At 48.7% G+C, this 25,930-nt stretch carries 21 protein-coding genes; 19 read left to right on the top strand and 2 right to left on the bottom strand.

The window, feature by feature from the left end; all coding sequences use genetic code 11:
* Positions 1-64: 64 nt before the first annotated feature.
* From ACFQZE_RS05120 to ACFQZE_RS05085, 8 genes are all read left to right on the top strand, one after another.
* Entirely contained in the window at positions 65-1,399 is a 1,335-nt protein-coding gene (locus tag ACFQZE_RS05120) for a lytic polysaccharide monooxygenase (RefSeq protein ID WP_379354320.1), read from the top strand.
* 311 nt (positions 1,400-1,710) lie between these two features.
* Complete coding sequence (locus ACFQZE_RS05115) at positions 1,711-3,063, top strand: lytic polysaccharide monooxygenase (RefSeq protein WP_379354318.1); 1,353 nt, start codon at positions 1,711-1,713, stop codon at positions 3,061-3,063.
* Positions 3,064-3,232: 169 nt separating this feature from the next.
* Positions 3,233-4,288 carry a lytic polysaccharide monooxygenase gene (locus ACFQZE_RS05110; RefSeq protein WP_379354315.1) on the top strand — a complete coding sequence of 352 codons (1,056 nt, stop codon included), beginning with the start codon at positions 3,233-3,235 and terminating at the stop codon, positions 4,286-4,288.
* 696 nt (positions 4,289-4,984) lie between these two features.
* A complete protein-coding gene (locus ACFQZE_RS05105) occupies positions 4,985-6,337 on the top strand; it encodes a lytic polysaccharide monooxygenase (RefSeq protein WP_379354313.1) in 1,353 nt (450 codons plus the stop codon).
* A gap of 195 nt (positions 6,338-6,532) precedes the next feature.
* Positions 6,533-9,319, top strand: a complete 2,787-nt coding sequence (locus tag ACFQZE_RS05100; protein WP_379354311.1) for a glycoside hydrolase family 3 C-terminal domain-containing protein — start codon at positions 6,533-6,535, stop codon at positions 9,317-9,319.
* Between the two features lie 160 nt (positions 9,320-9,479).
* Positions 9,480-10,088: a class I SAM-dependent methyltransferase gene (locus ACFQZE_RS05095; RefSeq protein WP_379354309.1), complete on the top strand. Its 609-nt coding sequence runs from the start codon at positions 9,480-9,482 to the stop codon at positions 10,086-10,088.
* 92 nt (positions 10,089-10,180) lie between these two features.
* Positions 10,181-10,891 (top strand): response regulator transcription factor, encoded by a 711-nt coding sequence (locus tag ACFQZE_RS05090; RefSeq protein ID WP_379354307.1) that lies wholly within the window; start codon positions 10,181-10,183, stop codon positions 10,889-10,891.
* Positions 10,884-11,969: a HAMP domain-containing sensor histidine kinase gene (locus ACFQZE_RS05085; protein ID WP_379354305.1), complete on the top strand. Its 1,086-nt coding sequence runs from the start codon at positions 10,884-10,886 to the stop codon at positions 11,967-11,969. The genes ACFQZE_RS05090 and ACFQZE_RS05085 overlap by 8 nt, the downstream gene beginning before the upstream one ends.
* A gap of 161 nt (positions 11,970-12,130) precedes the next feature.
* Here the strand turns inward: ACFQZE_RS05085 and ACFQZE_RS05080 are convergent, their stop codons facing one another.
* Positions 12,131-13,942 carry an alpha-helical endospore appendage domain-containing protein gene (locus ACFQZE_RS05080; RefSeq protein ID WP_379354303.1) on the bottom strand — a complete coding sequence of 604 codons (1,812 nt, stop codon included), beginning with the start codon at positions 13,940-13,942 and terminating at the stop codon, positions 12,131-12,133.
* A gap of 236 nt (positions 13,943-14,178) precedes the next feature.
* Between ACFQZE_RS05080 and ACFQZE_RS05075 the strand changes: the two genes are divergently transcribed.
* The 6 genes from ACFQZE_RS05075 to ACFQZE_RS05050 all read left to right on the top strand — a co-directional run bounded on the left by ACFQZE_RS05075 (position 14,179) and on the right by ACFQZE_RS05050 (position 21,306).
* A complete protein-coding gene (locus tag ACFQZE_RS05075; RefSeq protein ID WP_379354301.1) occupies positions 14,179-14,535 on the top strand; it encodes a hypothetical protein in 357 nt (118 codons plus the stop codon).
* A 189-nt stretch (positions 14,536-14,724) separates the two neighbouring features.
* Entirely contained in the window at positions 14,725-15,282 is a 558-nt protein-coding gene (locus ACFQZE_RS05070; protein WP_379354299.1) for a hypothetical protein, read from the top strand.
* 256 nt (positions 15,283-15,538) lie between these two features.
* Positions 15,539-16,609, top strand: coding sequence for an S-layer homology domain-containing protein (locus tag ACFQZE_RS05065; protein WP_379354297.1), 1,071 nt, complete (start codon positions 15,539-15,541; stop codon positions 16,607-16,609).
* A 195-nt stretch (positions 16,610-16,804) separates the two neighbouring features.
* Positions 16,805-17,986 (top strand): glycerate kinase family protein, encoded by a 1,182-nt coding sequence (locus ACFQZE_RS05060; protein WP_379354295.1) that lies wholly within the window; start codon positions 16,805-16,807, stop codon positions 17,984-17,986.
* A complete protein-coding gene (locus tag ACFQZE_RS05055; RefSeq protein ID WP_379354293.1) occupies positions 17,983-19,524 on the top strand; it encodes an SLC13 family permease in 1,542 nt (513 codons plus the stop codon). Before ACFQZE_RS05060 ends, ACFQZE_RS05055 begins: the two co-directional genes overlap by 4 nt.
* Before the next feature lie 135 nt (positions 19,525-19,659).
* Complete coding sequence (locus ACFQZE_RS05050) at positions 19,660-21,306, top strand: histidine kinase N-terminal 7TM domain-containing diguanylate cyclase (RefSeq protein ID WP_379354291.1); 1,647 nt, start codon at positions 19,660-19,662, stop codon at positions 21,304-21,306.
* A gap of 102 nt (positions 21,307-21,408) precedes the next feature.
* On the opposite strand, the gene ACFQZE_RS05045 is transcribed toward ACFQZE_RS05050, so the two are convergent.
* Entirely contained in the window at positions 21,409-22,176 is a 768-nt protein-coding gene (locus ACFQZE_RS05045; RefSeq protein ID WP_379354289.1) for an ArsR/SmtB family transcription factor, read from the bottom strand.
* Positions 22,177-22,321: 145 nt separating this feature from the next.
* Here ACFQZE_RS05045 and ACFQZE_RS05040 point away from each other — a divergent pair, with 145 nt between their 5' ends.
* The 5 genes from ACFQZE_RS05040 (at position 22,322) to ACFQZE_RS05020 (ending at position 25,810) form a co-directional block, all read left to right on the top strand.
* Positions 22,322-22,894: an NADPH-dependent FMN reductase gene (locus tag ACFQZE_RS05040; protein ID WP_379354287.1), complete on the top strand. Its 573-nt coding sequence runs from the start codon at positions 22,322-22,324 to the stop codon at positions 22,892-22,894.
* A gap of 92 nt (positions 22,895-22,986) precedes the next feature.
* Positions 22,987-23,322: an ester cyclase gene (locus tag ACFQZE_RS05035; RefSeq protein ID WP_379355514.1), complete on the top strand. Its 336-nt coding sequence runs from the start codon at positions 22,987-22,989 to the stop codon at positions 23,320-23,322.
* A 29-nt stretch (positions 23,323-23,351) separates the two neighbouring features.
* Positions 23,352-23,756: an ester cyclase gene (locus ACFQZE_RS05030; protein WP_379354285.1), complete on the top strand. Its 405-nt coding sequence runs from the start codon at positions 23,352-23,354 to the stop codon at positions 23,754-23,756.
* A gap of 185 nt (positions 23,757-23,941) precedes the next feature.
* On the top strand, positions 23,942-24,766 hold the full coding sequence (locus tag ACFQZE_RS05025; protein ID WP_379354282.1) for a MerR family transcriptional regulator: 825 nt from the start codon (positions 23,942-23,944) through the stop codon (positions 24,764-24,766).
* Between the two features lie 42 nt (positions 24,767-24,808).
* Entirely contained in the window at positions 24,809-25,810 is a 1,002-nt protein-coding gene (locus tag ACFQZE_RS05020; protein ID WP_379355512.1) for a serine hydrolase domain-containing protein, read from the top strand.
* The last annotated feature ends 120 nt before the right edge of the window (positions 25,811-25,930 follow it).

Below are 25,930 nucleotides of genomic sequence, written 5' to 3'. Positions count from 1 at the left end.
TTCGGATGAGGTTTGAAAATGGATGGAAACAAAACCATACCTACAATTCGGGAGGAATGTGTAGATGATCCAAGTCCGTTTGAATTCCAGTTTTATGATGCGCGTATTGATAATTGGCGGTAGTATGCTACTAGTGTTTGCATTTATGTTAGCGTTTGCAAAATCGGTATCTGCCTTCGGGTATGTCGATTCCCCCGCCAGTCGGTCCATACAGTGTAAAAACGGATTGAATACGAATTGCGGACCTATCATCTACGAACCGCAAAGCTTGGAAGGACTGAAAGGCTTCCCTGCATCCGGCCCGGCAGATGGACAAATTGCGAGCGCCGGCAATGCGATCTTCTCTAATCTGGATCAACAATCGGCCACCCGCTGGAACAAAGCGAGCATCGCTAGCGGCCAAAACATATTTACATGGAAAATTATTGCCAATCATGCAACAACGAGCTACCGCTATTTCATTACTAAAACAAACTGGGATCCTAATCAGCCTCTCACTCGCGCTCAACTTGATTTAACACCGTTCTGTACCGTTCCGGGAAACAATCCGCCGTCAGTAAATGTGTCTCATAGCTGCAATGTGCCCCCGAGAACAGGTTATCATATCATTCTAGCCGTGCGGGATATTGCCAACACGCCAAACGCTTTTTACAACGTCATTGACGTTAACATTGGAGCTGGCGATATTACGCCTCCAACAGCTCCAACCAATTTCTACGCAGGAGCAGTAGGGGTAAATTCGGCATATGTGAACTGGGGAGCTTCGATCGATGCCAACGGAGTAGCCGGATATGAGGTTTATGCGAACGGCAACCCAACCCCGATTGCTTCTACAACAGGGGCGACGAGTGTCAGCTTGCCGAATTTGCAGAGCGGCACGACCTATACCTTAACTGTTAAAGCATACGATTCAGCGGGCAATCGTTCCGCCGCGAGCAACAGTATCCAAATTACGCCAGGCGACAACACGGCGCCAACCAGTCCTACCGGGCTTCAAGTGGTAGGAACAGCAGGGTCCAATTCTGTCACTCTTAAATGGAATGCTTCGACTGATGCGAACGGCATCGCAGGATACCGGATTTACACCGGCGGCAATGTAGTCGCTAACGTTCCAGGAACAGCAACGCAATGGAATGTGTCGGGACTTTCTTCAAATACATCATATACATTTACGGTTCGTGCCGTTGATCCGTCGACCAACGAATCCGGCAACAGCAACGCCGTGACCGTGACCACAGGGCAAGGCACGACAGCTGCGCCATGGGCGCCTAATACGGTTTATGCTTTGAATACGCTGGTTTCTTACAACGGATTGACTTATAAATGTACATTTGCTCATACATCCTTAGTTGGATGGCAGCCAGGCGCAGCTGCAGCTCTCTGGCAGCTTCAGCCTTAATCAAACCTTTTAATTGCTGCAAGACCTGCACCCCTGAAACAGATTGGAATAAACCGGATTGGTTTTTCTGATGGATTTCAGGGGTGTGTTTTATTGAAAGGGAGCGACAAAGATAGGCTGCAACAACATTTGTATATAAGCTCATTGAGTTTATATAAATCGGTTTTAAAGGAGTTGGTTTATGAACCCTTTTTGAGATGGCTACGGTAGGCTGCAAGGAAGAGTGTCGGTAATGAAGCAAGGAAAATCGCATGAGGTTAAGAAACGGGTGGATACAATACCATACCTAAAACTTAGGAGGTAATGTGAAGATGATTCAGTTCCGTTTGGATTCGAGACTAATGATGCGTATTTTGATTGCTGGCGGGGGGTTATTGCTTGTCATGGTAGCTATGCTGGCGTTCGCAAAGTCAATTTCCGCCCACGGATATGTCGATTCGCCTGCAAGCCGTGCCATACAATGCAAAAACAACTTGAATACGAATTGCGGCAGCATTATTTATGAACCGCAAAGTTTGGAAGGGCTAAAGGGCTTTCCTAACGCAGGTCCAGCCGACGGTAAAATTGCAAGCGCCGGCCTTGCCGGCTTCGCCAACTTGGATCAACAATCGGCTTCGCGCTGGAATAAAGTGAACATCTCAAGCGGGCAAAATACGTTTACTTGGAAATTTACCGCGCCTCATGCGACTACAAGCTACCGTTATTTTATTACTAAACCTAATTGGGATCCGAATCAGCCGCTCACTCGCGCGCAGCTTGATTTAAATCCGTTCTGTACGGTTGCGGGCAACGGTCAAGCGCCGCCAACGACGCTATCCCATAGCTGCAACGTTCCTTCGAGAACAGGCTACCATATTATTCTTGCCGTATGGGATATTAGCAACACGCCAAACGCTTGGTACAATGCGATCGACGTTTTTTTTGGCACACCCGATGTAACGCCGCCTTCAGCACCAACTAACTTGACGGCAGGCGCGGTAGGCTCGTCGACGGCAACTTTGTCGTGGGGGGCTTCGACCGACGTTAACGGCATTTCGGGCTATGAAATCTATTCCGGTTCCAGCACAACCCCGCTGGCTACCGTGCCCGGCAATCAGCTCACCGTCAATTTAACGAATCTGCTCGGGGGTACAACCTATCAATTAACGGTTAAAGCTTTCGACCCGTCGGGCAACCGATCCGCGGCAAGCAACAGCATTCAAATTATAACGAGCCAGCCGCCGGTCGACAATACGCCGCCTAGCGATCCTACCGGTCTTCATGTGATGGGAAGCCCAGGCTCAACTTCGCTGACGCTCATGTGGAATGCGTCTACGGATGTTTCCGGCATCGCGGGGTACCGGATTTACGTTGGCAACAGCGTGGTAGCTACTGTAACGGGAACGGCGACCGAAAAGCTGGTGACAGGCTTAGCGCCTAACACGCAATATACGTTTACGGTTCGGGCGATCGATCCGTCGACGAACGAGTCCGGCAACAGCAATGCCGTTACGGTTACAACCGCACAAGGGTCAACGGCTACACCATGGGCCCCGGGCGTAGCTTATGCGGTCAATACGCTTGTTTCTTACAATGGATTGACGTACAAATGTATTCAGCCGCATACGTCGCTAGCTGGATGGGAACCAAGCACAACGGCTGCTTTGTGGCAGCTCCAGCCTTAACACATTAAGGCCGGGTTAAAACCGTTTTGCATCGATAACGGGCATGAGGGCCACATAACTGTAGAAGACATCCCCTAGAATCGACATTGGAAGATCGGTCCCTTCGAGGGGATGTCTTTTTATGGCTGAAGGATTCCAGTACTATACTTAAAAATTGGGAGGAATAAACATGAATCAATTCCAGTTGAATAGAAGACCATTGCTGCTTATGTTGGCCGCTAGCGGCGGTTTGCTTATTGTAATTGCTTGTATGCTGGCGTTTGCGGGATCGGTGTCCGCTCACGGCTATGTCGATTCGCCCGGCAGCCGGGCCATCAAATGCAAAAACGGATTAAATACGAATTGCGGACCCGTTATCTATGAACCGCAAAGCCTGGAAGGGGTGAAAGGGTTCCCGATTTCGGGACCGGCAGACGGACAGATTGCGAGCGCCGGCCATTCCTTTTTCTCCAACCTGGATCAACAATCGCCAACCCGTTGGCACAAATCGAACTTGAGCAGCGGCCCCAATACATTTACATGGAAATTTACGATCCTGCGACCAACAACCAACTTCCGCTACTTTATTACTAAGCCGAATTGGGATCCAAACGCGCCTCTGACTCGTTCGCAACTGGATCTTACGCCTTTCTGTACTATTGAAGGCAATGGACAGAGTCCACCGATTACGGTGTCTCACAACTGCAACGTTCCAGCGAGAACAGGCTACCATGTTATTCTCGCCGTGTGGGATATTCAAAACACGCCAAACGCCTTTTACAATGTGATAGACGTTCAGTTCGGTCCTGAAGATCCGATCGGACCTCCTACAAATTTAATAGCAACTGCGGTTGGCTCGACAACGGCGTCTCTTTCGTGGGGAGCTCCGGAAAACGGTCATCTGATTGCAGCTTACGAAATTTATTCCGGGGCTATCCCAACACCGCTGCTTGTTGTGTCAGGCAATAACTTGAGCGCCAATTTAACCAACTTGCAGAGCAATACGACTTACAGCTTCACCGTTAAAGCGGTCGGCCCATCAGGCGATCGAACCAGAGCGAGCAACGCTGTGACGGTAACTACGACACCGGATTCGACAGCGACTCCGTGGGCTCCGAACACGGCTTATGCCGTAAACGCTCTTGTTTCATATAACGGTGCAACTTATAAATGTATTCAAGCGCATACGTCTTTAGCAGGGTGGCAGCCAAGCGCAACTCCTGCTTTGTGGCAACTTCAACCCTAATGAAAGATAAATAAGGCGGTTTTGCAAAAGGGCCGCAAATCTATCCTGATTGATGCAATGAGCGCACCCCTTAAAATAGTCATTGGATGCCGATTCGATGACTGCTAAGGGGTGCATTTTTATGGGGAAATGACGAAGCATAGTTCGAGCTTATCCGCTACTGCCTTGTGCAAATCAGATTTGTTTCGCCATTATTTCGATAGATTCGAAGCGACAGGTTGTCGCAAGAATAGGTCGTTGGGAGCAAAAAGGGGGCGTCTGCCTCGTATACTATTTTAGTTCTAAACTATTATACACAAAAGACAGCGTTTACATTATGATAAAACTACCAACTATCCCCAGCTATTATCCGAGCCCGGATGTCGGCTTTAGCCGCATTCTGTTCATTCGGATAGAAACAGCACCTCATCCTCCTCCATTTTTCAACAAACACTGCTTATTCCCAGCAAATCATCCTACCTTGTCGATTGCACCGTTCCCCAAGCACACAATCGCAGCATTGTTATGCTCACAGTCGTGTATATAAGCTCTTAGAGTTTATATAAATTCAATTTTGAAGGAGCTGGTACACTAGGTTTGTTTGAGCTTGTTAAGTTTGGCTATGTGGACGAGGGGAGGCAGTAGACTGACATTCGCATGATGTTTGAAAACGGGTGGATACAGTACCAAACCTAAAATTCGGGAGGTAATGTGAATATGATTCAAGTCCGTCTAAATTCGACTCTTATGATGCGTGTTATGATTGCCGGCGGCGGTCTGCTGCTTTTATTGGCATGTATGGTAGCGTTTGCAAATTCGGCATCCGCCCACGGATATGTGGATTCACCAGGGAGCCGGGCCATATTGTGCAAAAACGGCGTAAATACGAATTGCGGCAACATTATATATGAACCGCAAAGCTTGGAAGGGCTCAAAGGCTTCCCGGCAGCTGGACCGGCCGATGGTAAAATTGCAAGCGCGGGTCTCGCGGCATTCTCTAACCTGGATGCGCAATCGGCTACACGCTGGAGCAAAGTAAACATCAGCAGCGGCCAAAATACGTTTACTTGGAAATTCACTGCCCGTCATGCGACAACAAGCTACCGCTACTTCATCACTAAAGCAAATTGGGATCCTAATCAACCGCTTACACGTGCACAACTTGAACTGACGCCGTTCTGTACAGTTAACGGAAACGGTCAGCAGCCTCCGGCTACGCTGTCTCATTCTTGCAACGTTCCAGCTAGAACAGGCTATCATATTGTGTTGGCTGTTTGGGATATTGCAGATACGCCTAACGCTTGGTACATCGCAATTGACCTTAACTTTACCGGTGGCCCAGGAGGAGACAATGTTGCTCCTACAGCGCCAGGTACTCTGGCTGCTTCCAATGTAGGAACAAATTCCGCTACGCTGAATTGGGGCGCTTCCACGGACAATGTGGGCGTGACTGGCTACCGCATCTTCAATGGCGCGAACCAAATCGGTTCGACAACGGGAGCAACGACATTGAATTTGACTGGGCTTACCGCGAATACAGCATACAGTTTAAACGTTAAGGCGATCGATGCCGCGGGCAACCTTTCGGGGGCGAGCAATACGGTCAACTTTACAACGCAAAACACAACCGGACCTGATACCCAGGCGCCAACAGCGCCAAGCGGACTTCATGTAATGGGCACCTCAACGCCTACTTCGATTCCGCTCATGTGGAACGCCTCGACAGATAATGTCGGCGTTACCGGGTATCAAGTTTTCCGCGGCACTACGCTCGTGCAGACGGTATCGGGCTCCACTTTGAGCTATACGGTAACCGGCTTGACTGCAGGTACGGCTTATACGTTTACGATTAAAGCGATTGACGCTGCGGGCAATGTATCGGCAGCGAGCAATGCGCTAACAGTGACGACACCAACAAATCCGACCACATATCCGGCATGGAGCGCAACGGCCGTTTATGTGGCTGGCAACAAAGTGACGCATAACGGCGTCAATTACGAAGCCAAATGGTGGACGCAAGGCGAAACTCCAGGTACAGCGGCCGCTACTGTTTGGAAAGTGATTCCTTAAATTGCAGCATAGAGCTGACCCAAGTCATCCGAAGATGACTTGGGTCAGCTTTTTTTTATGCCGTTAAAGGGAAATTGACGACGGATTCGCACAGTTTAGCCTAGGGTTATGATTTTAAAAAAACGGAAGATATGCTATACTAATCGAAACGTTTCGATTAGTATGCTTTACATCAAGAATACTGGGAGGCCACATATGACTGATCAATTAATAGGAGTTCCACTGGAAGGATTTGCGGCGTTCAGCCGAAAAGTAGCTGCGGAAGGAGCCATCCTGCTCAAAAATGAGGGACAAGTATTGCCGCTGAGGAGCGGGGAAAACGTTTCGATTTTCGGCAGAACCCAAATCAACTACTATCGCAGCGGTACTGGCTCGGGCGGCAGCGTTCATGTCGCTTATACGACAAACCTGCTTGACGGGCTTCGCGGCAAACCAAACGTAAGTGTTAACGAAGAACTGGCTTCTATTTATGAAAAGTGGGTCGAGAACCATCCGTTCGACAACGGCGGGGGAGGCTGGGCGGCGGAGCCGTGGCATCAGCAGGAAATGCCCCTGACCGATGAGGTCGTAGTCGCGGCAAGGCGAGCGTCAAGCAAAGCGATTGTTGTTATTGGACGCACGGCGGGCGAGGATCAAGACAATGCCGACGCGCCGGGCAGTTACCGGTTGACGGCAGACGAGATGGATATGTTGAAGCGTGTAACGGCGCATTTTGAACAAACGATTGTTGTGCTTAACGTGTCCAACATTATGGATATGAGCTGGCTGAACGATGCTGGCTGCGTACATCCGATTTCTACAGTTGTTTACGCTTGGCATGGCGGGATGGAAGGTGGCAACGCAATTGCCGACGTTCTCTCAGGAGAAGTTACGCCAAGCGGGAAGCTGACCGATACTATCGCTTACTCCATTCACGATTATCCTTCCACACGCAATTACGGCAACGAATTTAAAAGCGTGTATGAAGAGGATATCTATGTAGGCTATCGGTATTTCGAAACCTTTTGCCCAGACAAGGTTCAGTTTGAATTCGGATACGGCTTGTCTTATACTTCATTCGCTTGGAAGGCGGAGGGCGCAAAGACGGTTGAAATAGAGGACAAGCCTCATATTGAATTCGAAGCGACGGTGCAAAATACAGGCAGCGAGTTTGCCGGAAAAGAAGTTGTGCAGATTTATGTGGAGGCTCCGCAAGGCAAGCTTGGAAAACCGTCGAAAGTGCTGGCGGCCTTCGCCAAAACGGGTTTGCTTGCTCCCGGCGAGTCAGAACGGATTACGGTAAGCGTGCCCCTTCACTCGTTGGCATCCTATGATGATGCAGGCGTGACGGGCTTTCCTTCGTCTTATGTCCTAGAAGCCGGGATATACAAGTTTTACGTGGGGAACAGCGTAAAACAGGCTGCCGAGCTGAGTGTTGATGGCGAGCCAGGCTATTTGGTCGCACAATTGCAAGTAGTAGAACAGCTTCAGGAGGCGATGGCGCCTGTCGAGAGCTTCACCCGATTAAAGCCGGGTACGCAGCATGAGAATGGGACGTATATGCCTGTTTTTGAAGAAGTGCCGACGCGAAACGTTTCGATGGCGGATCGTATCGAACAGAACTTGCCGGTATCGTTGCCGCATACCGGAGATCAAGGTTATGTGCTTAGAGATGTATATGATGGAAAAGTGGACATGGACACTTTTGTCGCTCAGCTAAGCGATGAAGATTTGGCTGCTCTTGTGAGGGGAGAAGGGATGGTCAGCCCGCTTGTAACGCCGGGAACGGCTTCAGCGTTTGGCGGTGTGACCGACAGTCTCGTGCATTATGGCATTCCGGCAGCCTGCACAGCGGATGGACCTTCCGGCATTCGAATGGATAGCGGTCATAAAGCGACACAAATTGCAATTGGCACGCTGCTTGCGGCAACTTGGGATGTGAAGCTTGTTGAAGAGCTGTATGTCATGGAAGGCAAGGAACTGGTAAGGAACCGGGTTGACGCTTTGCTCGGTCCTGGCATGAACATTCGCCGCAGCCCGCTCAACGGCCGAAATTTTGAATATTTTTCAGAGGACCCGCTTGTAACCGGGTTGTTCGCTGCCGCTTGCACTCGCGGAATTATGAAAGGCGGCTCTAACGGCACGCTAAAGCATTTTGCCTGCAACAATCAGGAAAAATACCGAAGCAAAGTAAACGCCGTCGTTTCCGAGCGGGCGCTGCGCGAAATTTATTTGCGAGGGTTTGAAATTGCCGTGAAGCAAGGCGGCGCCAATTCTATTATGACGTCTTACAATCCGATAAACGGTCATTGGGCGGCGTCCAATTACGATTTGAATACGACCATTCTTCGTGGGGAGTGGGGTTTTAGCGGCATTGTGATGACCGATTGGTGGGCCATTATGAACGATCCTGTTCATGGCGGTACCCCTGACCGGAAGCTGACGAACTGGATGGTACGCGCGCAAAACGATCTTTATATGGTCGTTAGCAATTATGGCGCGGAAACAAACGTTTGGGGAGACAATACGATGGAATCTCTGGAGAATGGTACGTTGACCAGAGGGGAATTGCAGCGTTGCGCCAAAAACATTTGTGAGTTTATTATGCAAGCGCCAGTATTTTCCCGGAATACGGCAACGGAAGAAACATCGGTGACGGTTAAGGCCGATGCTTCCCTTCCATCTGCCGCGGCGCAATCGATTTCCGGAGATGCAGAAATTAAGCCGAGCGCCGATGGCGCCATCGTCTTGAATGTAGAGGAAGCCGGCGTTTATCGGTTATTCGCGCGAATCATGTCGACCGAAACGGAATTAGCCCAAAGCGCTTGCAACTTGACGTTAAACGGCGGGCTCGCCACAACCGTTCAAACAAATGGCACGGACGGAAAATGGTTTACGCAAAAGCTGGTGAAAGTCGAGCTGGAGGCGGGGAATTATGAAATGAAGCTCGACCACGTCAAGCCGGGATTGTCGTTCGACTGGATCGTTTTCAAAAAAATATAGTTCCATCGGGGCACAGCCTGTCAAAACCGTGAGAACGGAGCTGACAGGCTGTGTTTTTTGTTTTCATCTTCAGAAATTATTTAGAAATTTTTTGACTTGTTCTGAAAAAGTTTTCGATATGCTGGCATCATCAAAAAAGAACAAGCGAGGCGGGCTGAAGATGAAAGCGATTGGGGAGAAGCTGTTGTTTTTATATAAGTTTCTAAATGCACCGAGGCGAATGGGAAGCGTCACGCCTAGCTCCGGCCAATTGGCGAAAAAAATGCTGGAGCCGGTTGCATGGCATCGAGTTGGCAGCATAGCGGAACTTGGGGCGGGTACGGGTGCGATTACAAAACATTTGGGGGCGATACTGCGTCCCAAAACAAAAGTGATCTTATTTGAATTTGATTCAGAGCTGCGCGAGCGGCTGACCGTGGATTATCCGGATTATGTTTGCTTTGACGATGCATGCAAACTGTCCTTTTGCTTGAAGGGGGAAGGGCTTGACGGGGTCGATTGCATTTTGAGCGGACTGCCGTTTTTCAACTTTTCGCCTCGCCTGCGCGAGCATCTATTGCATGAAGTTTTTCGGTCCTTAAAGCCCGGAGGTTTGTTTGTCGCTTTTCAATATTCCTTGCAGCTGCGCAGTCGGCTCCACCGTCAATTTGAAATTGAACGCATACATTTTGTTCCTTTTAATGTACCGCCAGCTTTTGTATATGTTTGCAGGAAGAGGGAGGAGCAGAAAGGTAGAGTTAATAAAGACATTGGACTGGAGATGTGGTAGTTTTTGTGTAAAGAATATTTATTTGCAATAACAAGTGGATATTGCCTATAGAACAAGGGGAAGCCGTTTTAAACCGAGGAGGGACGCAGTTGATGCCAAATGTGCTAGTAACGGATGATGATCCCGAAATCCGCGATGTTATTCGCATTTTTTTGCAAAATGAAGGGTTCCGAGTGTTTGAGGCGGAGGATGGCTTGCAGGCGCTGGAGTTGCTTGGCAAGGAGAAGGTCGATGTGGTCATTTTGGATATTATGATGCCAGGGATGGATGGGATAAAGGCCTGTTTTGCAATCCGGTCGATCACCAAGGCGCCCATCATCATGCTTTCAGCCAAAGGCGAAGATATCGACAAAATTACGGGATTAACGACAGGCGCCGACGACTATATGGCTAAGCCGTTTAACCCGCTGGAACTGGTAGCGAGGGTGAAGGCGCAGCTGCGCAGACAGTCATTTGCGAATGAAACGGAAGCGGGTGCTGCCGGTCATGGTTCAGAAGCGGACAAAAATTTGATCGAAATAGATGGACTAAAAATCGATAAAAGCCGCCATCGCATTACGGTGAACGGAAAAGAAGCGGCGCTCACTCCGATTGAATTTGCAATTTTGGAGCTGCTGGCTCGCAGGCGTGGACATGTGTTAAATGTGGATCAAATTTACCGCAGCGTGTGGAAAGAAAACAAATTTTTATCCGATAATACCGTGATGGTGCATGTAAGAAACCTTCGCGAAAAAATAGAGGAAAATCCTAGGGAGCCCCGCTATATCAAAACGGTCTGGGGAGTGGGGTACAAAATTGACTAAAAGCGGAAGCGTTCTGACCCTTTTGGATCGGAAAAAAAGTATTCGCATTCGAATTTTTTGGTCATTTTTAACGAGTTTTTTGCTGGCTTTTGTGGCGGCAACCGTCGTACCTTCAGGCGATATGACTCATAAAATAGGGTCGACGTTTTCCGTGATCATCACTTTCGCGGTCTTTATTATTTTGTTTATGTTGTTCTTTTTTCTTCTGACAAGACGGATCGTCCGCAATATGCAAACATTGGCCGAGGGGCTGGTGACCATCGCTAATGGCGATCTCAACTATCGGGTTCCCCTGGTCGGCCAAGACGAGCTTGGAACGGTTGCGCAAAATATTAATTACATGGCCGAACAGCTTCAGTCGATGATGGAGAGGGAACGACTACTGGAACTGTCCAAGATGGAGCTTATTACCCATGTGTCGCATGATTTGCGAACTCCGCTGACCAGCATTGTCGGGTATTTAAATTTGCTGAAAAATGACGATTACAAAAATATTGAGGAGCATAAGAGGTATATTCATAATGCGTACAATAAAACGCAGCAGTTGAATAAGCTCATTGACGATCTTTTTGATTATACGCGCTTGTCAAGCGGGGATGTTCGATTGACGCTTCAAACGATTGATCTTCGCAGTTTGGTTGAGCAGATGGCGACCGAGGTGGAGCCGATTGCTCAGGAAAACTTATTAGCGGTTAAACTGACCGGCCCGGAAACGCCGCTATTCGTGCATGTTGATGCGGAGAAGCTAGTGAGAGCCATTGACAACTTGCTTATGAACGCGCTTAAGTTTTCATTAAAGCCGGGAGAAATCGCATTGCATTTGGAGAGTCGGGAAGATGCCGTATTATTAACTGTTGAAAATAAAGGCAAGCCGATTACGCCGGAGCAGGAAATTCGTTTGTTTGAACGGTTTTATAAAGCGGAGCCGTCAAGAAGGGATCGCGAGATGCCACCTGGAGCTGGACTGGGGCTTTCTATTGCAAGCCATATTGTGGAGCTTCATGGAGGAAAGATGTCGTATATTCATCGGGAGGGGCATTTTACGTTTGCGATGGAGCTGCCCGCAGCGTTGTCGTGAAACAAGGTTTGAAGTAAACTGCCTGAAGTATGGATGAGTGCTCGGATGAATGGCATCATTCACTGTATATTGCCTCATTACTGACGCTAAACAACAATTCAAATGGAAAACAGACGATTACAATAGTTGTGATCGTCTGTCTTCTTTGGAAACAAGTTTAATTAGAGTAATCTGAATGTTTCAAGATTAGCGGTAACTCCAAAGTTGGAGCCAGCGCTGCCCTGCAGTTGAATTTGTAGCACACCTGGCGGTGCCGCAACCGTCAGAATAAATGATTTCGAAATAAACACGACTGAATTTGCAGAAACACCCGTTACGAAGAAAGAATTTCCTACCTGCACACCGTCCAATAGCGCTAGTCCTGTAATGTTTTCAACTGATCCTACGTTGTTGTTAATCGCTAGCTCGTAGGTCACCCAATATGTGGCGCCCGGTGCAAAAGTAATATTGGTTGTAGGAGGAGCAGATGAGATTTGTGAGGCGTCTGTGGTAGCGAATGCAGTCCATTGCACGAGTGTTGCTGTTGACGTGACGGTTTGCTGGGTCAGGCCACGAGACGCTTCTGCAACAACAGTTGTTAAAGCTGGGCCTGTTGCGCCAGTAGCCCCGGTGTCGCCTGTCGATCCCGTCGCGCCTGTTGCTCCAGTTGATCCCGTCGCGCCTGTCGCCCCGGTAGCCCCAGTGGTTCCAGTAGCTCCGGTAGCCCCAGTTGTACCAGTAGCTCCCGTCAGCCCTGTCGTACCCGTGGCACCAGTCGCGCCTGTCGAACCTGTCGCGCCGGGATCACCAATGTCTCCAGTTGGTCCTGTTGCTCCAGTAGCGCCCGTCGATCCCGTCGCGCCCGTCGCTCCAATATCGCCGGTATCTCCGGTTGCGCCAGTTGATCCAGTGGCTCCTGTGGCTCCAGTAGCTCCAGTAGCTCCAGTAGCTCCAGTAGCTCCTATTCCGGTAGCCCCAGTCGCACCCGTAGTTCCGCTCGGTCCTGTTGGACCAGTTGGTCCTGTCGCGCCAGTAATACCTGTTGCTCCTGTCGCTCCGGTAGTGCCACTCGGTCCAGTTGGTCCCGTAGCTCCCGATGGCCCAGTTGCGCCCGTTGCCCCGGCTCCAGTAGCACCTGTTGGTCCTGTCGCGCCAGTGACACCAGTAACCCCTGTCACCCCGGTCGCTCCTGTCGCGCCGGTCGTTCCACTCGGTCCAGTCGGTCCAGCAGGTCCGGTGGCGCCAGTGGCTCCCGTTGCGCCAGTAGTACCGCTCGGTCCAGTAGGCCCTGTTGGCCCCGTTGCTCCAGTTGATCCGGCTCCTGTCGCTCCAGTTGGTCCTGTGGCGCCAGTGACCCCGGTTGAGCCTGTTGCGCCGGTAGTGCCGCTAGGTCCAGTTGGTCCAGTCGGTCCGGTTGCTCCAGTTGTACCAGCGGCGCCAGTCGCCCCCGTTGCGCCGGTAGTACCGCTAGGTCCAGTAGGCCCAGTTGCCCCAGTTGTGCCAGAGGCACCTGTAGCCCCCGTCGCGCCCGTAGTACCGCTAGGTCCAGTAGGCCCTGTCGCACCAGCTGTGCCCGTTGCCCCTGTTGCCCCAGTCGCACCAGTCGTTCCGGTTGCTCCGGTAGCTCCAGTAGCGCCTGTCGGTCCAGTTGGCCCTCCCGCAGGACCAGTCGGCCCTGTTGCTCCAGTAGGTCCTGTTAAGTTAGGAGCGGTAAGTACGCTTTCCAGCTTGCTTGTTAACAACATTTCTTTTTTGATCACTTCTTGCAGGGTCGATTTTACGCTAGCATCAACAGCCAAAAGATCGCTTATCGTTGCTGGGGTGCTTAATCCGGGCAAAGTTCCGACCGCATACTGAATTTTTTCGGCTTCCGAATTGATAATATGACCGAGACCGAGTTCCTCAATCGCAACGGATGCCAAAAGCAAGTTCAAAACATCGTCTCTTGAGATGGTTATAGTTGGAGTAATGTTAGGTATGTTGGCTTGTGACATAGATGAGATCACTCCTTAAAAATGGATAACAGAAACTTATGCCGGATAGCCTGGTTAGTTTGCCTATTTTTTTCGACAGCTTATCTTTTCCTTTCGCAAATTTTGCAGTACTAGAATGACCGACGCACTTATTTAATGGAGCAGGCAAAGCGCGACGAACGGCACATTTACAAAATCGGCTTGGCTAGCCTAAACTATAATGGATAATAGTTCCAAATAAAGGGAGGTAGGAAACCATGATAAGAAGAAAAGTTCTGCTCGTTGTTGCGATTAGTTCTCTGTTAATGGCCCTCATTCCGGTAATGCCGCTAACCGCTGCTCCAACTACCGCTCCAGCCGTGGCGAAAAGTCAACCTAGTTGCCGAATTATTAAAAACATAACCGGATCAGGCACACTAATTGTAGATGTAACAGCGTTGGGCAGTAGTGCTTGGTGGACGTTGTCAGTCAAAAACAGCAGCGGCCAAACCCTCTATAATCAGGTTTACGGCGATAACGTGTCATTGCCAAACTTGCCAAATGATACGTATACGGTAGAAGGAGCTTGTTCTCCGTTCACTCAATATTTTGACTATCAAGCTTATTTCCAATAATAGTACTCATCAGCCGCGCTAAGCGCGGTTTTTTTATTTCCAAATTTCTCTTTTTGTTATGAGTATAATGTCCTATAATGTCGTAATGAAGGGAGATTTGTCATACCGAATGCCGCATTCAAGATATGTTTGCATCTAGAGTCATCGTTCGGAAGTGTTATTTTGTAATTCAGAAAGGGGAACGTTTTGTTGAATTTGGGAAAGCCTGCATTTTTGACAGCTGAAAGTAAATTTTCATCTTTCTTCATGATTATGTTAATCGCTTTATTTGGCGTAATCGTTTTGTTTTTTACCGTGTTTAATAATAATCTCCATGCATACCTCATTTCTAAGGCGTTGTTTCTTTGTTTTTTGTGTTTTACTTTCGTTGGTTTAGGACGAAAGTTTTTGTTAAAGTCAAAAAGTAACGGAAGCGGCAGTCCTTCTCATCCCGCGCTGGGAACAATCGGCAGATGGATAGTCGGTTTATTTTGCTTCGTTATGGCCATTGTTGTAGGTATTGCTGCTTTAGTGCATGTCATAGACCTCATTTTATGGGCAGCAGGGAGTCTGGCCGAAATAGAAGGGCTTGTGGAAAAGAAATGGTTTGATGGCGAGGGGAAATGGGCAAGTGATCACTATTTTATACAGGTTGGGGAAAATAATCATGAGTTAGTGAAAAATGCGGAAGTGGAAGTTGGGGATTACGTCAAACTAAAGGCGTTGCCAATTACCGACACGGTTATTGAAATGGAAGTTGTTAAATAAAGCGAGTGTTGCGGTTAGAAGAAACAATGAAAGTCATGGGCTACGGGCTTGACTAGCGCTGTAGCTGGAATAGTCGAGTACAAAAGATTTGATCGTGGCAAATGGGCTAGCTCTCATTATTATTATCGGTAAATGGCAGCGATTATGAGCTGGTGTTCAACCTTAAATCGAAGTTATTATTTACCGCTAGAATGCAGGCTCCGGCTCTGTTATCCTTCTTGATGGACTTGAAAATAGGATAGAGGAGCTTATGAAATTGAAAAAGGTATTATCCATCGTATCATCTATTGCACTCGCTGCCGTACTACTTTGGCCTGTTCAGCCTGCCGCCGCAAGCGATGCGGAGCCGCCTTCGCTAAACATGTATCTTCCAATTGACATCGAAGATCATTGGGCGTATGCGGAGCTGGATCATTTTGTTATGGCCGATTTGATTAAAGGTTACCAAAATGGAGACGGATCTGTATCGGTAAAGCCGGAGCAAAGCGTTACCCGTGCTGAGTTTGTCGCATTGCTCGTACGCGGTCTCGGACTAGAAAGCAAAGCGAGCGGCAAAGCTTTTGCCGACGTGGAACCGACTAAATGGTATTACGAGCCTATTCGCATTGCGAGTTCGCTTGGTATAGTAAACGGAACAAGCGACGCTCAGTTTGAGCCGGGCAAAAAAATTAACCGTGGCGAGCTTGCAACAATGATCGTAAGAGCATTTAAAAGCTCCATCGATTTTGCGGATGTTACACGCGACCTTCCTTTTGTTGACGTGCCGGACTATTTTGCAACAGAGTCGATAGCGGCCGCTTATGAAACAGGTATCGTTTATGGAAAAACGGAGTTGGAATTCCAGCCCTTCGCTTCTGCTAAACGTGCCGAAGCGGTAGTCATGCTGACGCGCGCACTGGATATGCAAGCTAGCGATCTGCCGGAAGATTCCGCCTTGTTCGAGCTTGTGAAGAAGTCCGATACAACGTTCAAAGACGCAGTAAATGCAAAGCAGTTGGATCGTTTGCATGAACTGAATGAAAGCTACTCTACTGGCTATCAGTTTGCCCTCAATTATGTAATTGCGAATGCTTTGCTTGAAATGAAGGAAGAAGGAATTGTCCTGAATTATGCGGATACAAAAGAACCCGTTCTAACCGTTTTGCATAAAGCGGATCGGTTCGCTATCGTGGAATCGACGGGCGGCAGCTACGAGTTGACAACAACTGAAAATGGCCAAGAAAGCAAAGAAACGCTCACTTCGGACTCGCTTTATTTGATGAAGAAGATGGGAGACGGAAGCTGGAAAGTGTATGCCAACCTTTTTGATGAAGAGCAGCAGCCTTAATATTTATTAACCTGCTTCGCAATAGAATTAAGCGAAATCCCGCCAATGCACTGGCGGGATTTTTTCTGTTTTCTCATTCTACTCTCATCGCTTTCTAATCTTACTCTCACGGCGTTCACGGAATCGATCGTTACAATGGCTACATATCGACGGAAAAGTATTCCATAAACGGTGCAGCGGAGAGGGGAAAGCAAAATGAAAATCGTGGTAGTCCCATCGGGATTTAAAGAAAGTTTAAATGCGGAAAATGCGGCGACTTGCATTGAAAGAGGGATTAAGAGAGTTATGCCGGAGGCGGAGGTTCTCTCCATTCCAATGGTAGACGGGGGAGAGGGCTTTGCTGAAACGTTGGTGCGGGTAACTTCGGGAGAGCTTGTCCAAACAACGGTTACGGGTCCAGTCGGAAGTCCGCTCGAAGCGGTCTTTGGGTTTCTTGGAGGGGACGGGCCGCGAACGGCCGTAATCGAAATGGCAGCTGCGGCCGGGCTGCGGCATGTTCCGCGAGACATGCGCAACCCCGCTTTAACGACGACATATGGTGTGGGCGAAATGATTCTGGCCGCATTGGATTTAGGAGCGGAGCAAATATTGTTTGGCTGCGGCGATTCGGGTACGTCCGATGGCGGAGCCGGGATGGCGCAAGCGCTGGGCGCCCGTATGCTGGACAAAGACGGCTGCGAAATCCAAAAGCGCGGAGCAGTGGGTTTGCTGGGATTGGAGCGAATTGATTTGTCTGCTCTGGACCCGCGGCTACGGGGCATTCGCATTGACGTTGCATGCAATTGGCATAACCGGCTTTGCGGTCCCAAAGGCGTAGCCCGAGTGTTCGGGCCGCAAAAAGGCGCTACGCCTGAACAAGTGAGGGAGCTTGAAGCCGCATTGGAGCGTTACGCGAAAGTAATAGAGGGCGACATCGGAATCGATGTGCGAACCGCCCCCGGCTGCGGAGCGTCGGGAGGGCTTGGCGCAGGGCTCAAGGCGCTGCTAGGCGCACATCTTCATTCCCGCTATGACATTATTTCCGAATATATGAATCTTGATGATATGCTTCAGCATTGCGATCTTGTGTTTACGGCGGAGGGCAGCATCGATTTCCAGACGCCGCATGGCAAAATTCCGTCTGAGGTAGCTGCCAAGGCGAAACGGAGAGGCATCCCGGTGTTTGCGTTTGCCGGTACGATCGGGAAAGACGCGCGAGTGAACTACGACTGCGGCATTGATGCGTATACGAGCATTTTGCAGGCTCCGGCTACGCTGGAAGAAGCTTTTCAACAGGCGGAAGAGTGGCTGACGGACAGCTCGGAAAATGCGATGCGGACGATATTGGTCGGATATCGGCTCGGAGCGGGCGCGGTCAGCGGGGGGCATGCCTCATGACGGAGACGATAGCCGGAATGCTTCGGCGGTCCTATGCTGGACTGCGCAAAACGTTGCCGCCGAATTCATCTATTCATGTGGTGCTTAAAGAAGAAATACGCAAATACCGTCTCTCTATCGTGCTGCTTATTTTGTGGGGCGTTGCGGTCGCGTTATTCCACGGGTTGTCGGGGGAAGGCAAGCTAACCCTGTTTGCCCTTGGTATGGCCACGATTTTATGGACGACTAGTAAGTTCAATTCCGCCTACGTTGCCATTTTTACTGTTATATTTATTATTTTGTCGGGCGGCGGAGAGCAGGAGCTATTATTTGATTCGCTATCTTCTGATATCGTATGGCTCATGATCGGCACGTTTATTTTGGGAGGGGCTTTGCAGGCGACAGGACTTGCAGGCAGGCTCACGATGACGCTGCTTAACCGGGCGAAGACGGTTCAAGGACTGTTCTGGCTGCTCGCGACCGTGCTTCAGCCGCTAGCCTTGTTTATCCCGTCCACTTCAGGGCGGGCATCGGTCACCGTTCCCGTGTTCCGCAGCTTGGCAGGTTATATAGAGGATTGTAAAGTAGTCAAGGCAATGGCGCTGTTGATGCCGACAGTTATTCTTCTTTCGACGGTATCCACTCTAATCGGGGCCGGTTCTCATCTGATTGCGGTAGATTTGCTGAAGCAGTTTTCTGGAGAAGGGATATCTTTTATTCAATGGCTCGTATGGGGATTGCCTTTCGGTATTGTTTCCAGCTATGTTTCCTGCTGGGTTCTCATACGAATGTTTTTGACCAAAGAGCAGCGGCTCGGCCCTGTCAAATGGAGCCGTTCTGCAAATGACACGGCACAGGGAGGAATAGAGCTTCACTCCAACGAGTCCACCTCTCGGCGCGCATCGCAGTTTTTCTCTTTTTCCAGCACGGAAAAAAGAACGCTTTATATTATTTTGGCGATGATAGCGGGATGGTTGACAGAGTCTTGGCATAAGCTCGATATCGCGATGGTTACGATGCTTGGCGTCCTGCTGCTCACCATGCCCAAGCTCGGCGTTATTTCTTGGAAAGAAGGCATCAAGCACGTTTCCTGGAATTTAATTGTGTTTGTTGGCGCCGCTCTTGCGCTCGGTCAGGCGCTTATCGATTCGGGAGCTTCAAATTGGATCAAAGATACGCTGTTTGCCGCAACAGGTTCTTTGGATGGAAGCTCGACATTTGCGGCATTGGCCGCTGTTGTTTTGTTGTCGCTCACTTCCCATATTTACATGACTTCGCATACAACGAGGGCTATTGTCATGGTTCCTCCGCTTCTATATTTGGCATCTGCGCTCCAGCTCAATCCTGTAGCTGTTCTATTTATCGGAACGATCGGCATGGATTATTGCTTGACGTTCCCGGTTAGCTCGAAGGCGCTTCTATTGTTTCAGGAAATGGATCGGGAAACGTTTGCGCCTAAAGATTTGCTTCGGCTCAGCGCCGTGCTCATCGTTTTGCATGTATTGCTAATGGTAGCCTTTTATTATGGGTACTGGCAGTGGACGGGTCTTAAGTTGTAATAGGCAAACGGCACCGTATGCGGCATCATTCGACAAGACACTCCCACAACAGTAGAGTTGTGTGGTAGGATGTGGGTAGGTATTTGGACACTATCAAAACGCAATAGCACATCTTGAAGTGGAGTGTACGAAGCTATGGGAACGCCACAATCGACTATTATTACATTGATCATAACCGCCGGCGTCATTAATATAATTATGGGCATTTACGTATGGTTCAATAGGGCAAAGCAGCCTATGACCAAATCTTTTATTGCGCTTAGTTTTTTGTCGGCCATCTATATTTTTGGAGCGGCTTTGGAAAAATCGGCGGATTCGCTTCAGGAGGCCATGCTCTGGATTAAGGTGGAGTATTGGGGAATGCCGTTTCTGCCGCCGCTCAGCTTGCTGCTCATTATGTATTTTCTTGGCATGGATAGGTATTTAACCCGGCGCTTGCGAATTTCTTTATTTGTAATCCCGCTTGTGACCGCGTTGCTAGTATCCACGAGCGAGCTGCATTCGTTTTACTACCGCTCCGTGACAGTTAGTGAAGGGACTTCTTTTTTACGGGTTCATCTCGATGCCGGTCCTTGGTATATCATTCAAGGTGGCTACACGTTCGGCTGCATGGCGATGGCATTCATTTTGCTGTTAGCCCATTGGAAGCGAATGAAGTCATCTTACCGGCTCCAGCATATGACGATGATGATCGGCCTTTTGCTGCCGCTAATCGGTGATTTTGCTTATTTGAGCAACATGACGCCGGAAGGGATCGATCCCATACCGATCATTATGGCCGTGACATCCGCTTTGTATATGTGGGCGCTCGCTTCAAAAGGGATGCTGAACGTCGCTCCGATTGCGCGAGATTATTTATTTGAAAGCATGGGGGATGGCGTTGTTGTACTGGACCGCGACAATCGGCTTGTCGATTACAATCCGGCCGCAGCGGTTGTTATTCCGGAGCTGTCTCCTAATGCCATTGGCATGTCTATTGAACCGTTATGGAAAAAGCATACCGAAGCAGTCTTAGTCGAGCCTATCGCGTCTGTCGAAGGAGAAGAGTCGGGAGGGGCTGACTCTAGAAGCTTGCAGGCGGAAGTCGAGTGGAAAATCAACGGTCAAACTTTTCACTATCAAATTCGTGCCTCCACCGTCCGAAAAAGAATCGGGCACGATATCGGCAAACTTATGGTGTGGATTGATATTACGGAACGTGTGCGTTTGCAAGAGCAGCTTCGCAAGCAAGCGTATTATGACGGATTGACCGGCATTTACAATCGGACTCATTTTATGCAGCTTAACGAATCGCTCCTGGCTAGCGCTGCGGCTAACGGCGAGCCATTTTCCATTTTATTGTTCGACATTGATTATTTTAAACGGGTAAATGATGACTATGGCCATGATGCCGGTGATCAGGCGCTGAATCATGTGGTGGACATTTGCCGCAGCGTACTGCGCCCGGATGACGTACTCGCCAGATATGGCGGAGAAGAGTTTGTCTTGGCTATGCCGGGGTTAAATCGGGAGCAGGCGGTAGGTGCCGCTGAACGGCTGCGGGCGGCAATAGCCTCCGGGAGCTTGCGGTTGCCAGGCGCAGAGCTTATCGTTACAGCGAGTTTTGGACTAGCTTTTGCAGATTTCGCAAGCGAATCTGTAGTGCATAACGGGGTTCAAGGGCTGATCAAAGCAGCCGATCTAGCTTTATACGAGGCAAAGGCTGGCGGCAGGAACAGGGTCAAGCTTAGTGTGGTTGACGAAGTTTATTTTGCCGGACTACCCAGAAATGTTGCTGACTGACAGATGGATGGCTGGCACCACATATACTGCAAAGGCAACGCTCAATACGCGGAATCGCGTACATGAAGCGTTGCCTTTTTGGTATTCGGAAATAAGGGCCGATTAATTGCCAGTTAGTGAAATCCCGGTTTCAAGCAGCGACTTCATTCCCGAAAGGACAATCGGCAAACCGTTTTCGAGTATTTGGGCGGTAGCCTTGGCTTGTTCAAACTCATCATGAACAACTGTAAGTAGAGTGACGCCCTGAAACTCCCCATGCGGCTCGATAGTCCAAGCAATGCGCGAAGGGGAGTCGTTTTCGGTGCCGGGAAAGGAATGGAACGTCCAACGCATAATCAATTTGTGAGGAGGATCAACTTCGATAAGAGTCCCTTCCGCTTTTTTTCTGCCTTCCAAATCCACAAGCTCAAATGAAGAGCCTTCTTGCCAGTCCGAGTGGATCGAGCAATTGAACCAAAACTTCGAGGTTTGGGCCGGATCGGTTAAAGCTTGCCAAACCTTTTCGGGCGTTGCCTTAATGGCAATTCTATGGATATGTCGCGGTTTATTTTCCACTGCGAATTCACGCTCCAGTTCGTTTTGAATAGAAGTAAGCTGCATAACCCAAGGCTCGGAATATTTGCTGACCCAGCGGTCGTAAATTTGGCGAATGGGGACGGCGTTTAAATAATGCAGCTTTTCCCGGCCCGCTTTTTTGGTTGTAATTAGTCCGGCTTCTTCCAAAATGTTCAGATGTTTCATGACACCGAACCTTGTCATATCCAGCGGCAAACATAATTCGCCTAGCGTTCTGCCGTCCGAAGCATGAAGCAAATCAAGCAGTTTCCGCCGATTTGGATCGGCCAGCGCCTTGAACACTTCATTTTCCAAGTGCAGGCTCCTTTCAAATGAATTTGAGTAAATCAATTACAACGCTTGACATGTTACCAAATAGTAACGTATTATGAAATTAACAAAAGTGACTCAATAGTCACATGTTAACACAAACTTTCAAATGAGGAAAGGATTGATCGGGATGAAGATTGTTTTGTTGGCTGGAAGCAACCGCGAAGGAGCCTCAAGTACGAAGCTAGCGAGGTATATGGAACAAGGTTTAATAGCGAGGAAGGTGGAGGTTTCTTTTATCGATTTGCGTCAACTGGTTTTGCCGCTTTATTCTCCGGATTATGTCGACCTGAACGACAATGCCAAGCGGATCATTGCAGAAGTGGGGAGCGCAGACGGATTCATTTTCGCAACCCCTGAATATCATGGCTCCATCTCGGGCGTACTGAAAAATGCATTGGATTATTTGAGCGGAAATTTGGTAGAAGGAAAGCCGGTATTGTCCGTTAGCTCTGCAGGCGGCCCGTCGGGAGTTTGCTCCTTGCTGCATTTGCAAAGCATTGTGCGTAATTTGCATGGCATCAATTGTCCGCAATGGGTTTCAATCGGGTATGGCTGGGGCGGAGTGGATGAGAAAGGCAATCCGGTGGATAGCGATGTAAGAGACCGTGTCGATGGAGCAATTGAGCAATTGTTGAAATTGACCCGCTTGACGGCGGACGGAACAGAGGCTGAATCGGAAAAGGATGAAATCTACGTGTAATTGTGAGTTCTTATTTTTTTGTTTAAAAGGTGACCAAAAGGTAACATTAATAAAACTATTTTTAAATAAAGGAGCAAAGTAAATTGAAAACAATGTACGAGCAAAATCGGGAAGCGGTTCAGGACTTTATTGCAGATCTGTCCAATAGATCGGAATTGGAGATTACCGATCAGTTTTTTGTCGAGGAAATGAAAGAGGCCTTTTCAAATTGGCAATGGGAATTAGCCGATTGTTTGGCGGAGCAAGCAGAGGCGACAGCACGAATCATCATTACCGCTAAACATACAGGTACATTTGCCGGCCACGCGGCTACCGGGAAAGTGGTGAACGTTACGCAATTCCGCGAATTCCACCTGAAGGACGGACAAATAACAGCGCATCGCGGCTGGTTTGATACCGGGACGCTGCTTCCTCAACTACAGTCTTAATATACCAAAAAACAAAGGAGAGAATGGGAATGACCTATGCGACGGAGACATCTAACAAGGAGATCGTTACTGCATTTATTGAGTTGTTTTGGAATCAGAGCAATTGGAGCTGTTTGGAAACCTATTTGTCGGACGATTATAAGGAGTTATCGTATCAATCCAAGGAAGGACTCGTCCGATTTGCAAAAATGATATTGGAAGCCTTTCCCGATAAGCAGTATACGCTTGAAAAAATGACGGCTCAAGAGAATCAAGTGCTTGTCCGTATGACTGTAAAAGGTACGCAGCAAGGGATTTTCTTTGGAAGCCCCCCTACAGGAAAAGCGATTGATATCACGTTGTACCGCCAATACCGCATTGCGGACGGTAAAATTGCCGAACATAGGGGCTGGATCGATATGGTCACGATGAAACGGCAATTGCAAGTCGAATAGCGGGGATCGTAGAGCATCCTGCCTTGGAACATGTAATGAAGGACCTTGAAGGAAGCTTCAAGGTCCTTTTTTTTTGCAAAATTCGTCGTTGACTCTTCCCTCGGGGGAAGGTGTACATTGGAGTGGAGCACCGCAAGCTAGTGCGGGAACGATAGATATGGAAACGAATCATTGGGGGTGGAGGTTTGCTTTCGATTGGACAATTTTCAAAAATATGCGGCGTGTCTGCTAAAACCCTTCGCTATTACAATGAGCATGGCTTATTAATCCCTAGCGAAACGAATGTTGAAACTGGATATCGCTATTATTCCATAGCGCAGCTGAAACAAATGTTGGTTATTAATCGCCTGAAGTCCTATCAATTTTCTTTGGAAGAAATCAAAACGTTGTTGGAGCTGGAAGAGGAGCAATCGGACCAAGTTCTTTATTTGGCTCTTCAGCACAAACGAAATGAGTTGAAAGCGGAAATGAACGCTCTTCGGCAAACTTTGAACCAAATGAACGATGATCTTGCGGATTTGAATAAGGGTATTCCTTTCATGTCTTACCTTGACCGTATAGATGTTCAACTGGCGGAATTCGGCCCTTTCAATATCCTTTATGTACGCCAAACGATGAAAAAGGGGGATTACGCCGTTGGTTACGGGAAATATTTTCGCCATTTATTTGAAAAGATAGCCGATCAAAAGTTTACCCCGCTTGGCGCCCCCATGACCATTTATCATCATGCCGAGCATCAACCGAACGGCAATGACACAGAGTTTGCCGTTCCAGTTCTTGAAAACGTTAAGGGAACACGAGAGCTGTCCGCTACCCTGTGTGCAAAGTCTATTTTAAAAGGCGCCTATTCGGATTTGGCCTCCGTGTATGCCCGGATTAGAGAGTGGACGGAAATAGAGGGCTATGAACTCGCGGGTTCGCCGTTTGAAGTTTATCTCACCAATCCGGATCAAATCGGAAATGCGGAAGCAAACGTAACGGAGGTTTATTTTCCAATAAAGAAAAAGTAAGTCTAGCGGGGAGGCCTATTCATGATCGGGAATGATCGGAAGATGGAGGAGAGGGAAGTGTCCCGGCAGAGCCTTTCAATAGAAAAAGCCGAAAAGCTGTCCAGGTTGGAAAATGCCATAAATACCGAATATGAGAATATAAACGGCATTGTGGCGGCGACCGATGACGGTATCGCCTATGAGCAATATTTTCAGGGGTATGGGCCGGATCACGCGCATCATATTGCCTCCGTTACCAAAAGCATCTTGTCTGCGCTTATCGGGATAGCCATGGATGAAGGGCACATTCATGATGTCGATCAAAAAGTGCTGAATTTTTTCCCTGATTACGAGATAGATGATGCAAATACGGTTATAAACGAAGTTACATTGCGCCATCTTTTGACGATGACGGCCCCTTACCCTTTTGCTCATTGGCATGAACCGTTGGACCAAATGTGTATGCAGCCGGATTGGATCAAGCATACGCTCGGCCTGCTCGGGAAAGGGGGCAGTCTAGGCGATTTTAAATACTCAACTGCCGGAGCGCATCTGCTTTCAACCGTCATTACCCGCGTTACTGGAAGAAGCGCCCGGCAGTATGCCAATGAGCAGCTGTTTAGGCCAATAGGCATGAGGGAGATTCCCGATTATGAGATGAGCGCATTTGGATTTGACGATTTGTTTGGCAGCGGTGTAAAAGGGTGGGTTCATGATCCGGCAGGCCACTCTACTGGAGGATGGGGACTTACGCTTACTCCGCGAGATATGGCTCGCTTCGGCTTATTGTATTTAAATCGCGGCGAATGGAAGGGAAAGCTGATCCTATCTAGCAGATGGATTGAACAATCTATCGCAATGACTGCTAATCAGTATGGCTATTTGTGGTGGCTCCGTGAAGAAGAGGGATTGTTTTCCTTCTCGGCAATAGGCGATGGCGGCAATATGATTTGCTGTATCCCCAAGCATCATTTGGTTGTGGCGATAGCATCCGAATTTACTCCAAATCCGCGTGACAGATGGACGCTGATAAGGGATTTCGTTATTCCTGCTGTATTAGATTGATGTATTGCAAATCACATACAGTGTTGAAAAAGTCGCTAAATTAGCGGCTTTTTTTGTTTTATCAGGACATCCGAGGCAGTCGGAACACTTTTAGGATGTAAGGCAGGAAATGGCTGAAAA

The organism is Paenibacillus sp. GCM10027627 (genome assembly GCF_042675505.1).
In the GTDB taxonomy this organism is placed as follows: Bacteria; Bacillota; Bacilli; order Paenibacillales; family Paenibacillaceae; genus Pristimantibacillus.
The sequence above is the reverse complement of the archived record's forward strand: the minus strand, read 5'-3'. Positions and strand labels throughout refer to the sequence as shown.

Excerpts from the sequence above, each read along its gene's own strand:
- ACFQZE_RS05120 (WP_379354320.1), top strand. The coding sequence starts at position 65 with ATGATCCAAGTCCGTTTGAATTCCAGTTTTATGATGCGCGTATTGATA.
- ACFQZE_RS05115 (WP_379354318.1), top strand. The coding sequence starts at position 1,711 with ATGATTCAGTTCCGTTTGGATTCGAGACTAATGATGCGTATTTTGATT.
- ACFQZE_RS05110 (WP_379354315.1), top strand. The coding sequence starts at position 3,233 with ATGAATCAATTCCAGTTGAATAGAAGACCATTGCTGCTTATGTTGGCC.
- ACFQZE_RS05105 (WP_379354313.1), top strand. The coding sequence starts at position 4,985 with ATGATTCAAGTCCGTCTAAATTCGACTCTTATGATGCGTGTTATGATT.
- ACFQZE_RS05100 (WP_379354311.1), top strand. The coding sequence starts at position 6,533 with ATGACTGATCAATTAATAGGAGTTCCACTGGAAGGATTTGCGGCGTTC.
- ACFQZE_RS05095 (WP_379354309.1), top strand. The coding sequence starts at position 9,480 with ATGAAAGCGATTGGGGAGAAGCTGTTGTTTTTATATAAGTTTCTAAAT.
- ACFQZE_RS05090 (WP_379354307.1), top strand. The coding sequence starts at position 10,181 with ATGCCAAATGTGCTAGTAACGGATGATGATCCCGAAATCCGCGATGTT.
- ACFQZE_RS05080 (WP_379354303.1), bottom strand. The coding sequence starts at position 13,942 with ATGTCACAAGCCAACATACCTAACATTACTCCAACTATAACCATCTCA.
- ACFQZE_RS05075 (WP_379354301.1), top strand. The coding sequence starts at position 14,179 with ATGATAAGAAGAAAAGTTCTGCTCGTTGTTGCGATTAGTTCTCTGTTA.
- ACFQZE_RS05060 (WP_379354295.1), top strand. The coding sequence starts at position 16,805 with ATGAAAATCGTGGTAGTCCCATCGGGATTTAAAGAAAGTTTAAATGCG.
- ACFQZE_RS05055 (WP_379354293.1), top strand. The coding sequence starts at position 17,983 with ATGACGGAGACGATAGCCGGAATGCTTCGGCGGTCCTATGCTGGACTG.
- ACFQZE_RS05050 (WP_379354291.1), top strand. The coding sequence starts at position 19,660 with ATGGGAACGCCACAATCGACTATTATTACATTGATCATAACCGCCGGC.
- ACFQZE_RS05040 (WP_379354287.1), top strand. The coding sequence starts at position 22,322 with ATGAAGATTGTTTTGTTGGCTGGAAGCAACCGCGAAGGAGCCTCAAGT.
- ACFQZE_RS05035 (WP_379355514.1), top strand. The coding sequence starts at position 22,987 with ATGTACGAGCAAAATCGGGAAGCGGTTCAGGACTTTATTGCAGATCTG.
- ACFQZE_RS05030 (WP_379354285.1), top strand. The coding sequence starts at position 23,352 with ATGACCTATGCGACGGAGACATCTAACAAGGAGATCGTTACTGCATTT.
- ACFQZE_RS05020 (WP_379355512.1), top strand. The coding sequence starts at position 24,809 with ATGGAGGAGAGGGAAGTGTCCCGGCAGAGCCTTTCAATAGAAAAAGCC.